Raw genomic sequence first — 20,150 nt, forward strand, 5'->3', positions numbered from 1 at the left:
CGTGCGAACAGCGCACTAAATCACGGGATTTGAGTCCAACGCTGCACGTTAGCCCGCGCGTTGCACACTTTTTAACCAAGGCCTTGCCGCTATGAAAAAGACACTCTTTGTTCTTTCTGCCCTTGCCCTGCTCACCGCCTGTAATAAGGAACCCAAGGAAGCCCCGAAACCTGCGCCCGCCTCCGTGCAAGCCACGCTGGTACCGGCGACCCCGCCCACCGATAAATGGGTCGGCACGTGGATGGGCGTCGAAGGCCTGAACCTGAGCATCGCCAAGGACGACAGCATCGGCCGTGGCCACTACCTCCTCACCATGAAGTACGGCCTCGACGCCGACGACTCAGGCACCTTCAAGGGTGAAGCCAACGAAGAAGGCATCACGTTCACTCGCCCGGACGGCCCGCAACTGCTGCGCGCCGGCGACGGTGAAGCCACCGGACTGAAATGGCTGGCGGATAAAAAAGACTGCCTGGTGGTCGATACCGGCGAAGGTTATTGCCGCGACTGACCCGGTTTTGCTGACACAACTTTCATCTGGCGCCCGTGCCGACACCGACTGACAGCAGCGATACTACGCAGCTCTCGTTACTTGTCGGACAGCCGGGCTGGCGCCATTCATACGCACCAACAACACTGTTCTGAAAAAAGTGTTCCACAGGTTTATCGAGAGGATTGCCCCATGCTATGGAAAAAAGGCCGACGCAGCGACAACGTGGTGGATGCCCGCGATGACAGTGGAGGCGGTGGTGGCGGCATGCGTTTTGGTGGCGGCAAGGGCCTGAGCCTTACGGCGATTGTGCTGATTGTCGGCATCGGCTGGCTGACCGGCCAGGACCCGATGCAGATCCTCGGCCAATTGACCGGCCAGATGGAACAAGCGCCCTCGGTGAGCACCCAATCGCAACAGGCTCCGCCGGCCAATGATCAGCAGGCCGACTTCGTCCGAGCGATTCTGGGGGACACGGAAGACACCTGGGGCCAGGTGTTCCAGGAAAATGGGTTGGCCTACAAGAACCCGAAACTGATTCTGTTCCGTGGCCGGGTGAATTCCGCCTGCGGTGGCGCCACCTCGGCCAGCGGCCCGTTCTATTGCCCGGCCGACCAGCAAGTGTATCTGGACCTGGATTTCTTCCGGGAAATGTCACAACGCTTCAAGGCCTCCGGCGAGTTCGCCCAGGCCTACGTGATCGCCCACGAAGTCGGGCACCACGTGCAAACGCTGCTGGGCATCTCGGCCAAGATCCAGGCCGCGCGCCAACAGGGCCGGCAGATGCAAGGCGATGGCGGCCTGTTGGTACGCCAGGAGTTGCAAGCCGACTGTTTCGCCGGCGTGTGGGCCAACCGCGCGCAAAAACGCCTGAACTGGCTGGAGCCCGGCGATATTGAAGCGGCACTGAATGCGGCCAACGCCATCGGCGACGACCGTTTGCAGCAACAGGGTCAAGGGCGCGTCGTGCCAGACTCGTTTACCCACGGCACCTCGGCACAGCGCGTTCGCTGGTTTAAAACCGGCTTCGCCCAGGGCCAGATCTCTCAATGCGACACTTTTACAGCGAAGAGTCTTTAAATGAATAAACGATTGGGATTGCTGTTCGGCGTGTTAATCACGTGTTCCTCCTTCACCTGGGCCGCCGAGAAAGACCACGGCGTCAAGGTGGTCAGCCCCGATCGTTTTCACTTGGATGCGGGCGATCTCAGTCTCGGCTTGAGCCAGGACTGGGGCAAGCCGCTGCCTCAGGTAACCCGCGCACTGATCATCGTGCACGGTCGCCTGCGTAACGCGCAGACCTACCTGAAAAGTGGCGAAGATGCCGCCGAACACGCCGGGCTGGCCGCCAGCACTCTGGTGATCGCGCCGCAGTTTCTGAATGAGTCGGATGTAAAACGCAACCACCTGGACCACCAAGTGCTGCGCTGGAACGGCAATGACTGGATGGCCGGCGCGCCGTCGACCGGCCCGGGCCAGGTCAGCTCCTACGGCGCACTTGACCAGATCATCAAGCACCTGGGTAACCGCAAGCTGTTCCCGGCGCTGAAAGAAATCGTCGTCGCCGGCCACTCCGGCGGTGGCCAAGTGATACAGCGTTTTGCGCTCACCGGGCACGACCACCCGCTGCTGCAAACCGAAGGTATCAGCCTGCGTTATGTGGTGGCCAACCCATCGTCCTACGCCTACTTCAGCCCGCAGCGTCCGGTAAAGTTTGATGCGGCCAGTTGCCCGGGCTTCAACGACTGGAAGTACGGCATGCAAAACCTGCCGGACTACGCCAAGGGCCAGAGTGCGCAGCAGCTTGAGCAGGCTTACGTATCACGCGACATTACCTACCTGCTGGGCCAGCAGGACACCGACCCGAACCACCCGGCGCTGGATAAAAGCTGCGAAGCCGAAACCCAGGGCGCGTATCGGCTGATTCGTGGGCATAACTACTTTGATTACCTCAAAGCGCGTCATCCGCAGCTGAGTCACAAACTGGTGGAAGTACCGGGAGTCGGGCACGACGGGGACAAGATGTTTACCTCGCCGGAGGGCGAGAAGGTGTTGTTCGGGAAATAGCAGGCACTGACGAAGCCGGCTTAAAAATGTGGGAAAAGGCTTTTTGTGGGAGCTGGCTTGCCCGCGATGCGCACACCTCGGTCTGTCAGCCATACCGAGGTGATCCTATCGCGGGCAAGCCCGACTCCCACACAAGCCCCCTCCCACATTTGATGTGCGGTGCCAGGTTTAGATCATCTGGCGCAGGGCGGCGCAATCTTCAGCATGCCAATCTGCCAACCCCGGCCACGGGTTTTCCGGCACGTTCACCAACACCGTCCTGGTCCCGGCCGCCCGGCCGCAGTCCAGGTCAAAGCGGTAATCCCCGACCATCACCATCTCGCTCGGCGCCACCTCCCAAGCCGTCGCCAGTTTCAGCAAACCACCCGGATTCGGCTTGGGCGGCGCATCCTCACGCCCCAGCACATCCTCGACAGCAAAGCAGTCCGCCAGACCAATTGCTTCCAGCGTGATATGCGCCAACTCCCGCGCATTGCGGGTCAGGATGCCCAGACGACAGCCGCGCCCGGCCAGCTCACGCACCAGCTCCACTGCGCCGTCTGCGGCAACCGAGCCAACGGCCAGCGCCCGCTCATGCTCCAGCAACCATGCATGCTTGACCGCCGCCACCTCTGCCGGCAACGCCGCGAGGTGGGTGAGAATGTCATCCTCGGGCGGAATCTCCAGAGCCACGCGAATGGCCGCAAAATCATGCACGGCCACCGTGAGCGTGCCGTCCATATCAAAGACCCAGTGCTTAATGTCCGCCAGGCTCATGCCCAATCCTTGCGATGGCGAATCAAGCCTTCCTGGGTGACCGAAGCCACCAGTTGCCCGGCGCGGTTGTACACGCTGCCCCGCGAGAACCCACGCGAGTTGCCGGCCCACGGGCTGTCCATCGCGTACAGCAACCAGTCATCGGCGCGCAGGTCAGCGTGGAACCACAGCGCATGGTCGAGGCTGGCGACTTGCATATCTTTTTGCCACACCGTCTTGCCGTGGGGCAGCAGCGAGGTGGTCAGCAGACCGAAGTCCGACGCATAGGCCAACAGGTATTTATGCAGCGCCGGCGAATCAGCCAAGGCACCGTCGGCCCGGAACCACACGTACTTGACCGGGTCGGACGGTTGCGGGTTGAACGGGTCTTTCTCGGTGACCGGGCGCACTTCGATGGGCTTGGGGCACAGCAACTTTTCGCGCATGTGCTCAGGGATCAGGTGCGCGCGCTGTTTGGTCAGCTCCAGTTCCGACGGAAGGTTCTCCGGGCCAACGACCACTGGCATGGTGGTCTGGTGCTCGAAGCCTTGTTCGTCGTACTGGAACGAAGTGGTGCAGGTAAAAATCGGGTTGCCCTTCTGGATCGCGGTGACGCGGCGGGTGCTGAAGCTACCGCCATCGCGCACACGGTCTACCGAATACACCACCGGCAATGCGGCGTCGCCGGGACGCAGGAAATAACCATGCAAGGAATGCACGTGCCGCGCTTCTTCTACGGTCTGGCTGGCAGCCGACAACGACTGGCCGAGCACCTGGCCGCCGAACAGTTGGCGAAAGCCCAGGTCCTGGCTGCGGCCGCGAAAGAGGTTTTCCTCGATCGGCTCCAGGGTCAGCAAGTCCACCAGATCTTCCAATACTTGGCTCATAGAGCAACTCCTACAACAATCGATAGGGCATTCCGGGCTGCTTATCCGTGCAGCGTGTCCAACCATTGGGCGCGGGTGATGCGGTACAAAACATGATGGCGCAGCGGGTCATCGGCTGCGACCTTGGGGTGTTCAAAATCTGCCTGGGGATCGTAATGCATACCGATGGCCTGCATGACTTTTTGTGATGGCAGATTGGTTTCGGTGGTGAAGGACAGGATTTCATCCAGTTGCAGCCGATCGAAACCACAGCGCAGTGCGGTCCAGGCCGCTTCGCTGGCGTAGCCCAGGCCCCAGTGCTCACGGGCCAGGCGCCAGCCGATCTCGACGGCCGGCACAAAGTCGGCTTCGAAATTGACATTTTGCAGCCCGGTCAGGCCGATAAACTCGCGCGTGTCCTTGCGCTGCAAGGCCCAAAAGCCAAAGCCGTATTCGGCAAAATGGCCGCGAATCCGCCCAATCAGCGCGGCGCTTTCCAGATGGCTCAGCTTGGCCGGGAAATAGCGCATCACCTGCGAGTCGGCGCACATGCGCGCAAATTCCGGCAGGTCGCTGTCGCGCCATTGGCGCAGCACCAGACGTGCGCTTTCCAACTCGAGTATCGGCTCCATGGGTCCCCTCCCTTGCCATGTGCGTGAGTGTACAGCGCTGGTAAGATCCTTCGCAGGTTCCCGTCAGAAAATCCCATGCCCTTGCCATTGATCTACCACGACGACTACAGCCCCGAGTTCCCAGCGGACCACCGGTTCCCTATGGATAAGTTTCGCCTGTTGCGCGACCACCTGGTGGACAGCGGCCTGACGGAGGACAGCCAATTGCTGCGCCCGGAGCTGTGCCCGGCAGAGATTCTGGCCCTCGCCCATGAACCTGGGTATATCGAACGCTACATGAGCGGCGAGTTGTCCCGCGAAGACCAACGCCGCCTTGGCCTGCCCTGGAACGAAGCCCTGGCCCGGCGCACTGTGCGCGCGGTCGGCGGCTCGATACTGGCCGCCGAACAAGCGCTGGAACACGGCCTGGCCTGCCACCTGGCGGGTGGCACTCATCACGCCCATTACGATTACCCGGCCGGCTTTTGTATCTTCAACGACCTCGCGGTGATCAGCCAGTACCTGCTGGCCAGCGGGCGGGTCAACCGCATACTGATCTTCGACTGTGACGTGCACCAGGGCGACGGCACCGCACGCATCCTTCACGACACGCCGGATGCAATCACCGTGTCGCTGCACTGCGAAAAAAACTTCCCCGCCCGCAAGGCCCAGAGCGACTGGGACATCCCGCTGCCCATGGGCATGGGCGATGCCGACTACCTCAAAACCGTGGACGACGCGCTCAACTACCTGCTGCCGCTCTACCAGCCGGACCTGGTGCTCTACGACGCCGGTGTCGATGTGCATAAAGATGACGCCCTCGGTTACCTCAAGCTGACAGACGCAGGCGTCGCCGCGCGTGATGAAAGCGTGATGCGCCACTGCCTGGGCCGCGACATCCCGGTCATGGGCGTGATCGGTGGTGGCTACAGCAAGGACCGCCCTGCCCTGGCCCGCCGCCACGGCATCCTGCATCACAGTGCACAGCGGGTGTGGACGTCATCCGGTTGTCATTGAAGTGTGGGCGTTACCCACAATGCCTGTGGAACGGCCTGTGGATAACTTGAGCGTAAGGGCCTGAAAGCGAGTAACCGCATGGCTTGTAGGAAAGTGTACGTTTTTTGATCAGGCAGTGATGCCGGCGTCGGGTAGAATGCTCGGCCTATTCCGCGACCGTAGCCTTGCCCATGCCTCAGACACCGTCTCAACACGTCACTATCATCGGCGGCGGCCCTGCCGGGCTGATGGCCGCTGAAGTCTTGAGCCAGGCGGGCGTGCAGGTTGACCTGTATGACGGCATGCCGTCGGTGGGGCGCAAGTTCCTGCTGGCGGGCGTGGGCGGCATGAACATCACCCACTCCGAGGCGTACCCGGCGTTCCTGTCGCGCTATGCCGAACGCGCGCCGCAGATGGCGCCGTTGCTGCGAGGGTTTGGTGCCGAGGCGTTGTGCGAATGGATTCATGGCCTGGGCATTCAAACCTTTGTCGGCACCTCCGGCCGCGTTTTTCCTACTGACATGAAGGCGGCGCCGCTGCTGCGCGCCTGGCTCAAGCGCCTGCGCGACCAAGGCGTGGTTATCCACACCCGCCATCGTTGGCTGGGCTGGACGGCCGACGGTGGTTTACTTATCCACAGCCCGGAGGGTGAGAAAACTGTCCACAGCGATGCAGTGTTGCTGGCCTTGGGCGGTGGCAGCTGGTCGCGCCTGGGCTCCGATGGCGCCTGGCTCAAATTGCTGGAAGACAAAGGCGTGCCCTACGCGCCTCTGCAACCGAGCAATTGCGGCTTCGAGGTGTCAGCCTGGAGCGAATTGATGGTCAGCAAATTCGCCGGCGCGCCGTTGAAAAACGTCGCCATCGGCCTAGGGGATGACAAGCCTCGGCTGGGGGAATGTGTGGTCACGGCCATGGGCATCGAGGGCAGTTTGATCTATGCGCTGTCGGCACCGATTCGTGAAGCGATTAACCGCACGGGCTCAGCCACCGTGCATATCGATCTGCTGCCAAGCAAGCCGTTGGACAAAGTCCAGGCTGCCTTGGCCAAACCGCGTGGTTCGCGCTCGATGAGCAAGCATTTGCACAGCCAGTTGGGGTTGGATGGGGTCAAAGCGGCGCTGTTGCGTGAGTTGGCACCGGCGGAGCATTTCAATGATCCGGCGCAGTTGGCGGTGGATATCAAAGCATTGCCGCTGACCTTGATAAAAACCCGGCCGATGGATGAAGCAATCAGCACGGCCGGTGGCGTGCCATTCGAGGCGTTGGATGAGCGGTTGATGCTCAAGCAATTGCCGGGCGTGTTTTGTGCGGGGGAGATGCTGGATTGGGAAGCGCCGACCGGCGGCTACCTACTGACAGGGTGCTTTACCAGCGGGCGAGCGGCTGGGCGAGGGATGTTGGAGTGGCTTAAGCACTGAGGTCTGTAGCGAACTCAAAGCCGCCTTCGCGAGCAAGCTCCCACACTTGGAATGCATTTCAAATGTGGGAGCGGGCTTGCTCGCGAAGAGGCCCTCAATAACGCCTCAAATCTTATTTTTTCTTACGCGGCCCAGTATTAAACACCGGCACCTTACGCACCGGCTTGATCGACGGCTCAGCCGGCGCTGCATCCCCACTGTCCACCCACTTACCCAAATTGCGCTTACCGCCGCCGCCGCCCGACGCCTTAGGCTTCTTCGGTTTCTTCGGCTTCTTCACCACTTGCCCACTGGCATCGGTATCCGGCACGCGGTGCTCAGGCTCGAAATCCGCCTCCATCTTGCGGGTCAGGGTCTGACGCGTGAGCATCTCGATGGCCGACAGCATGTTCACTTCATCGGCGCACACCAGGGAAATCGCCTCACCGGTGTTGCCCGCGCGGCCGGTACGGCCGATACGGTGGATGTAGTCCTCGGCCACGATCGGCAGGTCAAAGTTGACCACCAGCGGCAAGTCTTCGATATCCAGGCCACGGGCCGCCACGTCGGTGGCCACCAGAATCTGCACGTCGCTGGATTTGAAACGGTCCAGTGCGCGCTGGCGGGTGGCTTGGGGTTTGTCGCCGTGGATGCCGTCGGCATTGATGCCCAGGCCTTGCAACTTATCCACCAGCGCATCCACGCCATTACGGGTCTTGGCGAACACCAGCACCTGCTTCCAGCGGCCTTTGCGCATCAGGTGCACAAACAGCTCTGCCTTGCGCTTCTTGTCGACCGGTACCACCCATTGTTTCACGGTGTTGGCGGCGACGTTGCGCGGGCTGACTTCGACGGTCAGCGGGTCATTGAGCATCTGCCCGGCCAGCAGGCGGATCTCATCGGAGAAGGTCGCGGAGAACAGCAAGGTCTGGCGCTTTTTCGGCAGCATGCGGTAGATGTTCGCCAGCTCTTCGGAGAAGCCCAGGTCGAGCATGCGGTCGGCTTCATCCAGCACCAGGGTTTGCAGCTGGTTGAGTTTCAGCGCGTTCTGGCGGAACAGGTCGATCAGGCGGCCAGGCGTGGCCACCAGAATGTCGACGCCCTTGCGCAGCTTCATCATCTGCGGGTTGATGCTCACGCCGCCGTACACCGCATAGGTGGTCAGCGGCAGGTGTTGGGCGTACTCGGCGACACTGGCGTGAACCTGCTCGGCCAGCTCGCGGGTCGGGCACAGGATCAGCGCGCGCGCCGAGTTGGCGGCGACTTTCGGCCCTTCCATGGTCAGCAATTGCAGGAGCGGCAGGGCGAAACCGGCGGTCTTGCCGGTGCCGGTCTGGGCCGCAGCCATCAGGTCGCGACCGGCCAGCACCGCCGGAATGGCTTGCGCCTGCACCGGCGTCGGGGTCTGGTAGCCAAGCGTCTCAAGGGCGCGCAGCAAGGGTTCGATCAGGCCAAGGGTGGCGAAAGTCATGTGTTTACCGTAGGAAAAATTCAGCGCATAGGCGTATGCGCGGCAGTTTACCTTATTTCCGGCTTGGGCTTTCGCCACTGGGGCAGGCTGATCAACAGCACGGCGCTGATGATCACCAGCATCGCCAAGGCTTCTTCCATGCCGATGGTCTCGCCGACAAACACAATGCCCAACAACACGGCGACGGCCGGGTTCACGTAGGCATAGCTGGTCGCCGCCGCCGGGCGCACGTGCTTGAGCAGGTACATATAGGCATTGAAGGCGATGATCGAGCCAAACACGGCCAGATACGCCAAGGCCAGCCAGCCCTCAACCGGCGGGATGGAATGCAGTCGCTCACCGGTCAACGCACTGCCCACCAGCAACAAGACACCGGCAATCATCATCTCGGCCGCGCTGGCCATGGCGCCCGGCGGCAGCGGCAAATGCCGGCTCCATACCGAACCGAAGGCCCAGGAGGCGGCGGCAAACAGTAGCAACATGGCACCCGTCGGGCTCGATTGCAGGTTGGAGCCCATGTTAAGCATCGCGATGCCGATAATCCCCAGCACCACCCCGGCCCACTCCAGACGCGTATTGCGCGCGCCCCAGAAATACCCGCACAACAAGGTGAACAACGGCACCGTCGCCACCGCCAGCGCGGCCACACCGGAGGCCACCCCCGTGTGCTCGGCCACCGTCACCGCGCCATTACCAAAGGTCAGCAGCAAAATGCCGATCTTGGCGGCGGCCTTCCACTGCACCCACGTCGGCGCAGGCGCCCCGCGCCAGCGCAAATAACCATACATCGCCAACCCCGCCACCAAAAAGCGAATCCCGCCCAGCATCAGCGGCGGCCAGTATTCCACGCCGATTCGAATCACCAGGTAGGTAGAACCCCAGATCACATACAGAGCAAAAAAGGCGGCGATCAACGGTAAGGGAAAGCGACGTGGGCCAGGCATTGGGTAGCTCTGCGGCAGGAAATTGGAGGCTTATTCTAGAAAGGCAGCACGCTAAACATAAGTTACAAAACCTGTTTAAAGCGCCCATACACTTTTCAAAGCATGGTTATGAAGGCTATAACCCGTGGATTCGAAAGCCACGCGTGACCAGAGCCTTATCATGGACAAATACGACCGCATGCTCCTCAGCGCCTTGCTTAAAGACGGCCGCGCTTCCTACGCCGAACTGGCCCGCACGGTAAACCTCTCCGCGCCAGCCGTGGCTGAACGCGTGGCCAAGCTGGAAGCCAGCGGCGTAATCACCGGGTATCAGGCCAAGGTGGACCTGTCCAAAATTGGCTTGCCGATCCAGTGCACAATCGAACTGCGCTTGACCAACAACGGCAGCCAGAAGGTGTACGACGCACTGGCTGAAATCCCCGAACTGACCGAATGCCACCGAGTGACGGGCGACCCGTGCGTGATCATGCAGGCGGCGGTGGGCTCGATGCCGGAGTTGGAGAACCTGATCAACCGGGTGGCGAAGTTCGGGTTCAGCAAGACCTCGATTATTTTGTCCAGTGCGATAGAGCGGCGGGTGCCGTTGGGGCAGTTGGAGGCCAATGGCAAAAACGGCGGCTGATACACCGCCATCGCGGCGATGCGGCGACCCGACAAGCCCGCTCCCACAGTAGATTGCATCCAGCCCTGGCGAGCTCGGTCAAATGTGGGAGCTGGCTTGCCTGCGATAGCGTCAGCGGCCTCACTGCAAAATTGAGCGCTGAACGATCAAGTCGACAATCTGCTTGATGCTCGTGATGTGATCCCAGTCTTCCTGAGTCGTCTGCAGGTTGAATTGCCACTTAACCTGCATGACAAAGCAGGTCAAATCATCATCGATGATCTTAAAGTCATGGATGAAATCCGTATTTTCCGTCACTTGGCTTCGATCAATAAAACCAATGATATCAAGAAACAGTTGAATCACTTTTTCGCTGATCTCGGCCCGGGTCAGGTTACCGTCCATTTCTCGCCTCATAGGCACACTTGCCAATACTGATCAGATCAAAAACAGCTAGTCCCGCAGCAACGAAGGGAATGCCCCGCCCAATAATGCCAACTACGCGGACGGTGCCAAACGTTGCTTTTGCCATCCTAGCCATTGTTGGCTGTCTGATCAGTGTACGAGGGAAAAAGCGCATCCCAATGAGACTGGCCAGGTTCATCGTTTTGCGGGAGCCGACGTGAACCCATGTCCCCACGGCGATTTTGCTGATGGGTATGCCCGCCGCTCCGGTGAGAACCGTTGCTGCCGCCAAGTCGTAGTGCTGCTGCGTGCATTTCCAGAGGTCGTCAACAGTGGTGTCAGGCGCGGTGGAGTCCGCCTGAGCGGGCCTGAGTAACGTGTAATGGGCGCCGTGTGTCCAGCCAGGCGAATGAGGCAAAACCATGACGGCCGGGCAGCTGGTCATCGTATTTCCCAAATGAAACGCCATGCTGGAAGTTGAGCCGAAATCGATGCCATTTTGCGCGAGTTCAAATTGGCTTTGCATGATTGCGGTGTGTAGATCGCTTTCCTGCATGACGTAGTTCCTTTACGTAAATGACAGGCGGGATGTTAGGTCGCAGCAAAGGGCGATGGAGGGGCGGAGGGAAAAATCAGAAAGGTCCGACAGTGCAATAGGGACTCCCCTACTGACTATTCAGAAAGAGCGTAAAAGGCCCCACAAACAGCTGATGTTTTAGTGGCCAGCAAGACTGATCCCTTTTATTTGCGGGAGGTTTCCGAGCGCCATTTCACGCCTTGTTCCGGCTGAATTCCGCCGCTAGTCTTCACCACGTCATCGGCCCTTCGGTGACCGGAAGTGCAAGCCGAAATTGGCGGAAGGAGAGCGTCAAAAGTCCCGGAGATTCAACATGGTCAAAGCAACCTCTGCTTCAACTGATACCCAGACAAACTTCCTCAGCGAAGACGCCCTGCTCAACCGCCGAGCCATCGACTACTACCTCAAAGCCTCCGCCCCGGACGCGCCCAACTTTTTGCTGAATGACAACCTGAGCTTCGAAGACGCCCTCGCCCATGCGGCCGACTTGCTGCATTGCGCGGTGGAGACGGCGCACGGTTCAGCAGAGGCGATGAATGCGCAACAGCGGGCGGTGATGCATTTGGTGGGGATGGCGAAGGACGTGGTGGGTCGGGCGTTGGAGTGTGTGCAGCCTCGGTGAACACCGCATAACTCATGTGGGAGGGGGCTTGCTCCCGATTACAGTGTGTCAGTCACTGGATGATTGGCTGACACACCGCTATCGGGAGCAAGCCCCCTCCCACATTTGACACGTCTGTGTTCTTGGGCGGGTGGCCGGTTTAGAACCCGCGATGCTTCTTCAGGTGTTCATTGATCTTCGCCGCCGGCACTTTCTGCAAGGTGCACAGCAGGTCGTGGGACAGTTCGCGCAACCCATGCGTACCGCGCAATTGCTCGGCCAGGTGCGCCGTGAGGTTGGCCGCCATCTCCGCATCCGCCATCGCCCGGTGAGCCTTGCCGGTGTGGGGCAGTTGGGCGTAGCTGTTGAGGGTGCCGAGTTTGTGGTTCGGCGCCGCCGGCATCAGGCGACGGGCCAGCAGCAGGGAACAGGCGAATTTTTGCAGGCGGGTGCGGCGGATCAGGCCCAGTTCGAAGTCCCAGAACTTCTGGTCGAACGCAGCATTGTGCGCCAGCAGTGGCGTGGTGCCGACGAACTCGTTGACTTCGTTCATCACCCGCTCGGCCGGAGGCGCGCTGCGCAACATGGCGTTGCTGATGCCGGTGAGTTGTTCGATAAAGCCCGGCACACGCACGCCGGCATTCATCAGGCTCTGGTAGCGGTCCACGATCTGGCCGCGCTCAAGGATGACCACCGCGATTTCCGTAGCCCGGCAGTGGCTGCTCGGGGTGATGCCGGTGGTTTCAAAGTCGATGACCGCTATACGTTCCAAACCTGTTCCAACTCCGTCTAACAATTTAGTGGGCCGCCGCGCTTATTTGAGCAGCAGCGCGCCTTCGATCGGCACGTAGCGGCTGGCGGCGCGAATCAGCGAGTTGGCCGTCAGGCCCGGCACGCCGTAGGCCACGGCTTCGACGCCATGCTTTTGGATGATGCGGTCGAGCAGCATGTCGAAATCACCGTCGCCAGAGGCCAGCACCACTTCGTCGACGTGGTCGGCGGCGTCCATGATGTCGAGGGTGATGCCCACGTCCCAGTCGCCTTTGGCCGAGCCGTCGGCGCGCTGGATGTACGGCTTGAGTTTTACCGTAAAGCCCAGGTTGCGCAGGATCTGCTGGAATTGCTGCTGCTTGCTGTCGCCACGGTCGATGGCATACGCATACGCCTCGACGATCTGCCCGCGCGCGCTGATGTCAGCCCACAGGGCGGCGTAGTTGAAGTGGCAGCCATACGCCTGGCGCACGGTGTAATAGAGGTTTTGTACATCGGCGAACACCGCAATTTTCTTCACCGCACTTCCCCATGGCTGCCGCTTGGACCTCGAACGCGAAGGTCCGCAAAGGCGCCAGTATGCCAGCCATGGGAAAGTTTCAGCGAAAAATCAGCCCGGGGCGACGAAGCGCCCCGGTTGAGTGCGGGTCAGACGAAGGAGTCGTCGTCGCCAAAAGAGGAGGAATCGTCGGAGTAGTCGCTGTCAGCGAAGCTGTCGGAGGCGTTGTCACTGCCCCAGTTGTCATTGCCAGCAAACTTCTGGTCGTCGTTGCCCCAGTTGCTGTTGTCGCTGGCAGGCGCCGGCTCTTCGCGGATGATTTCTTCTACCACTTGCGGCTGTTGCGAGTTGTGGTTGAACAGGCTGCTGATGCCTTCGGCCAGCATTACGCCACCCGCCACACCGGCGGCGGTTTTCAGCGCGCCACCGAGGAAGCCACTGCCAATGGGCGCAGCAGGCGCTTGTTGCGGCTGTTGGTAGTTCTGCTGCGGCGCACCGTAGTTCTGCTGTTGCGGCGCGGGCTGGCCGAATGATGGCCGCGCCGGCTCACGCCAGCCGCCACCGGAAGACGTCGGGGCGCTTTGCGCAGGCTGGGCGTCACGGGAACTGCCGCCACCAAAGATGCTCGACAGGAAACCACCGCTGCTCTGCGCAGGCTGCGCCGCCTGGGATTTGGCTTGTTGCAACTCGTCCTGCAATTGCTGGATCTGTTGCGCCTGTTGCTTGTTCTGCGCGTCGAGGCTTTTGATCGCGTGCTCTTGCACCAGGATCGACTGGGTCATGTAGTACCCGGCGGCCGGTTGGCGAGTCATGTGCTCCTTGATCCGCGCTTCGGCCAGGGCGTCGCGGGGGGCTGAGTCCGTTTCGGCTTGCTGCAACCGTGAAAACAGTCCATCGATCAGGGTTTGCTCTTCGCTGTTCATGGCGACCTCGTTAGATTGCCGGTAGAAATCATGGGCCTGCCCAGGGTCAGGCAAGCTACGTAACAGTTATGGGGCTGTTACTAGACGTTTCAATGGTCTTTACGAAAGGTTTACGTTTGCTTACCTCTCGTCATGATCGGTTAAAGTGTTGGCCTTGCTTTTAGGCCTGTGATGAACCTGATGAATCCGTTAGACGTATTGCGCGACTCTTTCCGTTTCACCCAACGCAACCTGGGCGCCATCGTCCAGCTGTGCCTGCCGTTGGTGATTCTCGAAGCCCTGCTGCAACAGGTGCTCGACCACACGCTGGGCCCGGATGCTTTCCCCGGCTACAGCGTGGTGGTGGGGTTGTTGGTGTACCCGCTGTACACAGGCGCCTTGATCCTGTTTCTGGACGCGCGCACCCGTGGCGAGTCGCCGAGTACTAAAGACGTGTGGGCCATGGCCCTGACCCTGTGGCCACGCTTCGCCCTGCTCACGGCCATCAGTACGCTGCTGATATTGCTGGGCCTGTCGTTGTATTTCCTGCCGGGCCTGTGGCTGATGGTGGTGCTGGCGTTTGCCGAGTACCTGCTGGTGCTGCGCGGCCTGTCGGCGCTGGAGGCGATGAAGGAAAGTTTTCGCCTGACTCGCGGGCATTTCTGGCGAATTCTGGTGTGCCTGCTGTGCGTGATGACGCCACTGTGGCTGCTCAAGGGCGCCAGCGTGGCGGCGTATCCCCATCCCGCGCCGCTGCTGGGCGTGCTGATCGACAGCGCCCACAGCTTCCTGCAATTGTTTACCAGCGTGGTGCTGTTCCGTTTATTCATGCTGATCGGTGGCGACGCCGACGCGCGGTGATATGCTCCGTGCCACCTCTGAAACGCTATAAGCCGAGCCAATGACCCGTTTATTGCGCATCACCCTGTTGAGCCTGTTGATCATCGCGGGCCTGCTCACGGCACTGATCTACAGCCTGACCTGGCGCCCCGCCGACAAGCAAACCCTGCCCGTGAGCTGCGTCGCGCCCCGTGCGCCGACCCTGCTACCCGGGCAGGCGCTCAAGGTCATGACCTGGAACGTGCAATACCTGGCCGGCAAGAACTACGTGTTCTGGTACGACACCGCCGACGGCAGCGGCCCGGACGACCGCCCGACCGTGGAAGACATGGCCTCGAGCCTGGACGAAGTGGCCCGGGTGATCCGCGACGAACAACCCGACATCCTGCTGTTGCAGGAGCTCGACGAAGGCGCCAAATCGTCCCACTACCAGGACCAGGTGGCCCTGCTTCAGGAACGCCTGGTCGACCTCTACCCGTGCAGCGCCCAGGCCTTCGACTGGAAAGCCGATTTTGTGCCCAACCTGCATATCTTCGGCAGCGTCGGCCGCAAACTGGTGACCCTGAGCCGTTACCAGATCGAACACGCCGAACGCCTGCAACTCCCGGTGTCGCCGGCCAACTTCATCAGCCGCCAGTTCCAACCCAGACCGGCCTTGTTGCTGACCTATTTGCCGCTGAGCGATGGCGGCCAACTGGCGGTGCTCAATACCCGGCTGGATGGCGACATGCCTGGGCGGTCGGCAGTGCAAGCACAAGCGAAAGCCACGGTGAAGTTGCTGGACAAGTTCGAAGGCCGTGGCACGCCATGGCTGATCGGCGGGGACTTCAACTTGCTGCCATTGGGGCAATTACTGCGCCTGGACGCGGTTAAGCGCGGCCAGTATTCGCCGGACAGTGAGCTGCATTTGCTGTGGGACAAATACCCGATGATCCCGAGTAACAGTGAATCCAGTGGGATTGATCGTGAGAAATGGCTGACAAACTTCCCGAATGATCCGAGCGTAGAGGGTCCGGATCGTACGTTGGATTATCTGTTCTACAGCCCTCGGATCAAGCGGGTGGAGGCTAAAGTGCGGCAGGCGGATACGTTGCGCATCTCCAATCACTTGCCGGTGATTGCCCGCTTCCTGCTGCCGGCTGCGCAATAACCAACACCTCAAACCCTGTGGAAAGCTGGGTCCCACCGTCGTTCTCGGTGGTGGCTATTTGCGCGGTTTGATCCTGGCAGTTGATTCGGCCACCCACGGCCCCTGCGGCCAGTATCACTTACCGATCACCTACGATTGAAGACGCTCGTTCAGGGAGAACCCGTGCCTAGCCGAAGGACGCCGCGCCTTTTCTACAGACCCTCAAAGCCATTCCTTCTAAAAAGCTTTTTTTCACATGGACTTCGGATAAGGAGCGATCAACGCCGATATAGCTGTAGGAAATGTCGACACCCCTTGGAGAAACGTCCTATTTAAAGCCCTAAGTTAAATAAGAGACACTAACAGCCATGGCGTGAATTGAACGGCGAGGAGAGAAAGATGCGCTGGCTGGTTGTGAACTATAAAAGCCTCAATACGTTACCGCAGTGGAAAAGAACAGTAGGCATATCAGCAGATGGAAGCGTCTTTGTTCCAGCCGCCATTGGCGGTGTAGAAAAAACAGTCTCTATCTCCACGCTAAGGGATCAGGTGCCTGTGCGGATCCGCGCTGACCATGTCTATGTGCCTATGGTGTGGCTGGCTGAAAACTTTCCAGTTTCTCTAGAGGGATGCCAGATGATGGGAGATGCCGCATTAAAATGGTTCGGTCGCCGTGGAAAACCAACCCCTGAAACTAAAAACCGTCATCGGACTGCCTGGGTAACACAATCACGCCCGTCTGAGACATTACAGGCATACCCTTTAACTCGCGGCGTTTGACGCTAACCTTTTAGTCGATCTTCGAGTGTTTCTTTAATACGTCACGCTTGACCCTACTCAACTTATTCTATTCCCCAACCCTTCGTTTTGATCAGGGAAACGTCATCACCAGCCTCGCACTGCCGCTGAAAGCACCGGAGGTCACTGTACCTTGCGATTTTAGCGTGGAGTTCAAGCGTATCGGTGTATAGCCGGCCCCCACGGTCAGCGTATAGGGTTTGCCCGGGGCCGCATAGCCGACGTGCAGCTGCGAATAAAGCCCTTCTACCCCGTTTAGCTTTATGCTTTTATCAAGGGTAATCGTTACTTTAGCGCTGCGATTACAGTTCACGAACACGGTGCCGTAGGCGAGGTCAGTGTTAGCTCTCTCAGGTGTAAGTTCATAATGGCGAAGCTGAAGGTCACCGTTAAGACTGCAAGTGACTTGCTTCTGCGCTCCCCCCCCCACAACAACCCCTCCGCTTTGAGTGCCGGTTTTCATACACCAACCGTCCCAGGTACTCCCCGCCAAGGGGAAAGAACAAAAATAAACAACCACGGGACCAATAGCGCCAATATCGGTCGTGCTGAATACCGGCAACCCTTGAGAGCCTAATTGTTGTTTCGCATAATGCGTAAGCGGACTGTGCGTGCTCGGTGTCCAGCCAGAAATCTGCCCGGGAGGACCCACGCTATGACTTTCGCCGTTTCCAAAAAAAATAAAATAACGCATCCCTGGCAGCTCGTGTGCAGGAAAGGCATTAAGCGGCGAACTGGAATAGCTCTTTTTAAACATATCCGACTCTGACGCTGGCATCTCTCCCTTCAACGTCATATAGCCCGTCGCGTCTTGAGTTAAATACAACGTCGCAAACGTTGGCGTCGCAAAAAGCAAAATTAAAAAACCAACATAAAGCCTCATCAACAACCTCCTATAATATACATAATCATTTGCCGACCAGGATATTCGGGAGGTGATCTCTGAACACAAGTGGCTAATGCAGTCATATTGCTTAAAAAACGCCACCTCTAAGCTTTACTTTTTGGGGTAGCAATCAAAACCAAATAGCATTTATCAAGGAAACGTCATCACCAGTCGGGTACTGCCGCTGAAAGCACCGGAAGTCAGTGTACCTTGAGTGTTTAGCGTGGAGTTCACCCGTATTGCTGTGTCGCTGGCGTTAATTGTAACCGTATAGGGTTCGCCAGCGGACGCATAGCCGATGTGCAGCTGCGAATAAAGTCCTTCTACACCATTTAGTTTTATGCTTTTATCAATGGCAAGCGTCACTTTAGCGCTGCGATTACAGTTCACGAATGCGGTGGCGAAGGCGCGGTCATTGTTTACTCTTTCGGAAGTGAGTTCATAGTGGCGAATCTGAAGATTACCGTGAAGATTACAGCTCAGAGGTTTCTGCTGGGGCCGATCAATAATAATCCCTCCGGTTTGACTGCCCGCTTTTAGACACCAAATTGCTTCACCGGGAGCATTTTTTAGGGGGCGATAACAAAAAAAAAAGGACTATGCTACCAATTGAGCCAATACTGGTCTTAATATATATTGAGAAGCCGAAGCTTCCGTCGTAAAAGCTATGAAAAAATCTCATAAAATACATTCAGCCTAAAAAGTTGCTCGAACCGTTATTAAACCCGACTTATTTACACCTAAAAATATTTAACCGAGATAGTTATACTGCTCGTGAATTCCCCCCCCTTTAGCTTTGCCCCCGGCCGCGCAACCAAGGTGGCAACAATACTATTATCATCTTGAGTCCTTGAAATATGTGAGGTGCCTGGCGTCCAGGGACTATTCACTCTTGGTACGAAAATTTCGATACCCAAACCTTCAACACTCGTATTAATTAGGTTTCCAGCCCAACCTAATGGGGCTGCCATACTCAAATGAATATAGGCATCTTGCCCGCCGCAAGACACTTTAAGGCCAATAGGTATCCGATATTGCCTCGTGGAAATCTTCGTAACATCAACCTCATTAAATTTTACATCCAGAGATTTGCCCTGGTTAAACTTGCAGGTTGGCTGATTTACACTTCCGGAGATTGTCACAGTGACTGTATCCGTTCCCGCCAGGCAGCCATTTGATATCACACCTATTAACAAAGCCCCAAAAGCGACTAGCCAGTTAGTATGGTTTTTTTTGATCATGGGTATGCTGCCGTCACGTTGACCAGTGCAGTAAAGTTGCCACTGACAATACCCTTGCCGTTGAGTCTTAGCAGGTAGGCATTGAAAGACAAGCGCTCCTGCGTTGTACCGCTCAGGGGATACGTCAGTGTGTCGGTGTTTATGGCGATAAGCGTGCTGTCTGCCTGTTCAAGGACGATTGCCACGCCAGACGCCGCGCCATTGATTGCCAACGCACCGGCCAGCAGCGGCTCTGGCTGGCCGCTGAAACTGATGCTGAGTGCGGAGGCCGTCTCGCAGGTGTTAACGGTAATATGAAAGGGCGTCGCGCGGCTTTTGCCTGTGCTGATTAATTCGCGCTTATCGAAGGTCCCCATCTGGACGGTCTGCTCCGGGCTGTCGATGCTCAAGTCGCAAGGTGGGACAATCAATTTGCCAGAGAAATTTATACGTATATCGTCGGCGCATACTGAGTGCGCCGCTAATAATAGAGCGCTTGCAGCACTAATGTTGATAAGCGTTTTTTTCATGGCAAAAGCCTGCGCTCTACGGATAAATAAAAGGGCATGGTTGTGGTTTTTTACACACAAAGAGGCCGCGAAGGACTACTTCGTAGGCTTAAACGAGCACAGCGTTTGTTCGCAGGTGTAGTTCAGCTTTTGATAACCGCCGTAATCGTTGATATAGCCGATTACCGGGTGTTTGATGTTACGTGCCTCAGGCTCCAGGGTGCTCGATGAGAAGGGCGCGAGCATCACCGGCTCAAAATTGCTTTCGCTTTTTTTGTCCGACGCATCCTGCAGATCAATGATGGTCACGTAATAAGGGGTCGGGTTTTCCACCTGAAAATCACCCGACGCCTTGCTAACGATCAAGCGCTCCTGCCAGACAATATTTCTGCCGGGCGTGATTTCCTGCGGTCGGTAGAAGAGTTTTATCTTGGTCTGCAAAGCGATTTGCATGGTATTCGACGTTTCGGTACGCGGCGGCACTTCCCGAAGGTTGAAGTAAAACAGCGACTCGCGGTCTTTGGGCAGTTGCTCGGCTTCCGGCGTTTTCAGCAACTTCACCTGCCCGCCCGTATCGGGCTCTACTCGCTGCAAGGGCGGTAGCACAATGATCGGTGCGGTGACTTTTTGCTGTTGCTCGTTCTCGATCCAGGACTGAGCCAGGTAGGGCATTTCTTTGTTGTCGTTGCGAATATTCAGACTGACCGATTTCTTGTCGCCATCGAAAATAATCCGGGTGCGGTCCAGGGATATCGCAGCGTGTGGAGCAAGACCCGGCAGCGCGATACAAACAACAGCCGCAAGGGCCTTAAGGTGTGGGGTTTTGATGTTCATTAGG

Annotated in this window: 25 protein-coding genes; 10 read left to right on the plus strand and 15 right to left on the minus strand. The window is 58.4% G+C overall.

From position 1 onward, the window contains the following. Positions 1-91: 91 nt before the first annotated feature. From ACLBW8_RS19515 to ACLBW8_RS19525, 3 genes are all read left to right on the plus strand, one after another. Complete coding sequence (locus ACLBW8_RS19515) at positions 92-508, plus strand: membrane lipoprotein lipid attachment site-containing protein (protein WP_064454241.1); 417 nt, start codon at positions 92-94, stop codon at positions 506-508. 171 nt (positions 509-679) lie between these two features. Further along, entirely contained in the window at positions 680-1,567 is an 888-nt protein-coding gene (gene ypfJ / locus ACLBW8_RS19520; RefSeq protein WP_064454242.1) for a KPN_02809 family neutral zinc metallopeptidase, read from the plus strand. Then, positions 1,568-2,554 (plus strand): alpha/beta hydrolase, encoded by a 987-nt coding sequence (locus tag ACLBW8_RS19525; RefSeq protein WP_447806115.1) that lies wholly within the window; start codon positions 1,568-1,570, stop codon positions 2,552-2,554. Positions 2,555-2,722: 168 nt separating this feature from the next. On the opposite strand, the gene ACLBW8_RS19530 is transcribed toward ACLBW8_RS19525, so the two are convergent. From ACLBW8_RS19530 to ACLBW8_RS19540, 3 genes are read right to left on the minus strand one after another with little or no spacing between them, the layout of a single operon-like run. Beyond that, on the minus strand, positions 2,723-3,310 hold the full coding sequence (locus ACLBW8_RS19530) for an HAD family hydrolase (RefSeq protein ID WP_447806116.1): 588 nt from the start codon (positions 3,308-3,310) through the stop codon (positions 2,723-2,725). Beyond that, a complete protein-coding gene (tesB, locus tag ACLBW8_RS19535; RefSeq protein ID WP_064454245.1) occupies positions 3,307-4,176 on the minus strand; it encodes an acyl-CoA thioesterase II in 870 nt (289 codons plus the stop codon). Before tesB ends, ACLBW8_RS19530 begins: the two co-directional genes overlap by 4 nt. Positions 4,177-4,217: 41 nt before the next feature. Next, the gene (locus tag ACLBW8_RS19540; RefSeq protein ID WP_064454246.1) at positions 4,218-4,787 is read right to left on the minus strand and encodes a GNAT family N-acetyltransferase; all 570 of its coding nucleotides are present in this window, start codon (positions 4,785-4,787) and stop codon (positions 4,218-4,220) included. Positions 4,788-4,862: 75 nt separating this feature from the next. Between ACLBW8_RS19540 and ACLBW8_RS19545 the strand changes: the two genes are divergently transcribed. Next, positions 4,863-5,783 (plus strand): histone deacetylase family protein, encoded by a 921-nt coding sequence (locus ACLBW8_RS19545; RefSeq protein ID WP_447806117.1) that lies wholly within the window; start codon positions 4,863-4,865, stop codon positions 5,781-5,783. A 170-nt stretch (positions 5,784-5,953) separates the two neighbouring features. Further along, entirely contained in the window at positions 5,954-7,180 is a 1,227-nt protein-coding gene (locus ACLBW8_RS19550) for a TIGR03862 family flavoprotein (RefSeq protein WP_447806118.1), read from the plus strand. A gap of 112 nt (positions 7,181-7,292) precedes the next feature. Here ACLBW8_RS19550 and ACLBW8_RS19555 read toward each other — a convergent pair whose 3' ends face one another. Both ACLBW8_RS19555 and yedA read right to left on the minus strand, forming a co-directional pair. Further along, entirely contained in the window at positions 7,293-8,630 is a 1,338-nt protein-coding gene (locus tag ACLBW8_RS19555; RefSeq protein WP_262666323.1) for a DEAD/DEAH box helicase, read from the minus strand. A 47-nt stretch (positions 8,631-8,677) separates the two neighbouring features. Continuing rightward, positions 8,678-9,574, minus strand: a complete 897-nt coding sequence (yedA, locus tag ACLBW8_RS19560) for a drug/metabolite exporter YedA (protein ID WP_221295690.1) — start codon at positions 9,572-9,574, stop codon at positions 8,678-8,680. Positions 9,575-9,734: 160 nt separating this feature from the next. Here yedA and ACLBW8_RS19565 point away from each other — a divergent pair, with 160 nt between their 5' ends. Beyond that, complete coding sequence (locus ACLBW8_RS19565; RefSeq protein WP_053258144.1) at positions 9,735-10,196, plus strand: Lrp/AsnC family transcriptional regulator; 462 nt, start codon at positions 9,735-9,737, stop codon at positions 10,194-10,196. Between the two features lie 120 nt (positions 10,197-10,316). Here ACLBW8_RS19565 and ACLBW8_RS19570 read toward each other — a convergent pair whose 3' ends face one another. Continuing rightward, positions 10,317-10,580, minus strand: a complete 264-nt coding sequence (locus ACLBW8_RS19570) for an acyl carrier protein (protein ID WP_447806119.1) — start codon at positions 10,578-10,580, stop codon at positions 10,317-10,319. Further along, a complete protein-coding gene (locus ACLBW8_RS19575; protein WP_447806120.1) occupies positions 10,570-11,136 on the minus strand; it encodes a hypothetical protein in 567 nt (188 codons plus the stop codon). The genes ACLBW8_RS19570 and ACLBW8_RS19575 overlap by 11 nt, the downstream gene beginning before the upstream one ends. A 334-nt stretch (positions 11,137-11,470) precedes the next feature. Between ACLBW8_RS19575 and ACLBW8_RS19580 the strand changes: the two genes are divergently transcribed. Then, positions 11,471-11,779, plus strand: a complete 309-nt coding sequence (locus ACLBW8_RS19580) for a DUF3077 domain-containing protein (RefSeq protein WP_447806121.1) — start codon at positions 11,471-11,473, stop codon at positions 11,777-11,779. Positions 11,780-11,918: 139 nt separating this feature from the next. Here ACLBW8_RS19580 and ACLBW8_RS19585 read toward each other — a convergent pair whose 3' ends face one another. From ACLBW8_RS19585 to ACLBW8_RS19595, 3 genes are all read right to left on the minus strand, one after another. Next, the gene (locus ACLBW8_RS19585) at positions 11,919-12,530 is read right to left on the minus strand and encodes a 3'-5' exonuclease (RefSeq protein WP_221295693.1); all 612 of its coding nucleotides are present in this window, start codon (positions 12,528-12,530) and stop codon (positions 11,919-11,921) included. Positions 12,531-12,572: 42 nt separating this feature from the next. After that, complete coding sequence (locus ACLBW8_RS19590) at positions 12,573-13,049, minus strand: LabA-like NYN domain-containing protein (protein ID WP_053258147.1); 477 nt, start codon at positions 13,047-13,049, stop codon at positions 12,573-12,575. Positions 13,050-13,177: 128 nt separating this feature from the next. Next, positions 13,178-13,951 (minus strand): DUF2076 domain-containing protein, encoded by a 774-nt coding sequence (locus ACLBW8_RS19595; RefSeq protein ID WP_407017080.1) that lies wholly within the window; start codon positions 13,949-13,951, stop codon positions 13,178-13,180. Positions 13,952-14,131: 180 nt separating this feature from the next. On the opposite strand from ACLBW8_RS19595, the gene ACLBW8_RS19600 reads away from it, so the two are divergent. The 3 genes from ACLBW8_RS19600 (at position 14,132) to ACLBW8_RS19610 (ending at position 16,679) form a co-directional block, all read left to right on the plus strand. Next, positions 14,132-14,791, plus strand: a complete 660-nt coding sequence (locus ACLBW8_RS19600) for a YciC family protein (RefSeq protein ID WP_064455015.1) — start codon at positions 14,132-14,134, stop codon at positions 14,789-14,791. Positions 14,792-14,831: 40 nt separating this feature from the next. Continuing rightward, the gene (locus ACLBW8_RS19605) at positions 14,832-15,920 is read left to right on the plus strand and encodes an endonuclease/exonuclease/phosphatase family protein (protein WP_447806122.1); all 1,089 of its coding nucleotides are present in this window, start codon (positions 14,832-14,834) and stop codon (positions 15,918-15,920) included. A 378-nt stretch (positions 15,921-16,298) separates the two neighbouring features. Next, the gene (locus ACLBW8_RS19610) at positions 16,299-16,679 is read left to right on the plus strand and encodes a hypothetical protein (protein ID WP_221295694.1); all 381 of its coding nucleotides are present in this window, start codon (positions 16,299-16,301) and stop codon (positions 16,677-16,679) included. Positions 16,680-16,770: 91 nt separating this feature from the next. On the opposite strand, the gene ACLBW8_RS19615 is transcribed toward ACLBW8_RS19610, so the two are convergent. The 5 genes from ACLBW8_RS19615 to ACLBW8_RS19635 all read right to left on the minus strand — a co-directional run bounded on the left by ACLBW8_RS19615 (position 16,771) and on the right by ACLBW8_RS19635 (position 20,146). Next, positions 16,771-17,580, minus strand: a complete 810-nt coding sequence (locus tag ACLBW8_RS19615) for an MrpH family fimbial adhesin (RefSeq protein ID WP_447806123.1) — start codon at positions 17,578-17,580, stop codon at positions 16,771-16,773. Positions 17,581-17,733: 153 nt separating this feature from the next. After that, positions 17,734-18,132, minus strand: coding sequence for an MrpH family fimbial adhesin (locus ACLBW8_RS19620; protein WP_447806184.1), 399 nt, complete (start codon positions 18,130-18,132; stop codon positions 17,734-17,736). Positions 18,133-18,323: 191 nt separating this feature from the next. Then, positions 18,324-18,824 carry a fimbrial protein gene (locus ACLBW8_RS19625; protein ID WP_447806124.1) on the minus strand — a complete coding sequence of 167 codons (501 nt, stop codon included), beginning with the start codon at positions 18,822-18,824 and terminating at the stop codon, positions 18,324-18,326. Beyond that, entirely contained in the window at positions 18,821-19,333 is a 513-nt protein-coding gene (locus ACLBW8_RS19630; RefSeq protein ID WP_447806125.1) for a fimbrial protein, read from the minus strand. Before ACLBW8_RS19630 ends, ACLBW8_RS19625 begins: the two co-directional genes overlap by 4 nt. Before the next feature lie 75 nt (positions 19,334-19,408). After that, positions 19,409-20,146, minus strand: a complete 738-nt coding sequence (locus ACLBW8_RS19635) for a fimbrial biogenesis chaperone (protein WP_221295697.1) — start codon at positions 20,144-20,146, stop codon at positions 19,409-19,411. Positions 20,147-20,150: the final 4 nt, after the last annotated feature.

Source organism: Pseudomonas sp. M5A4_2d, assembly GCF_053345295.1.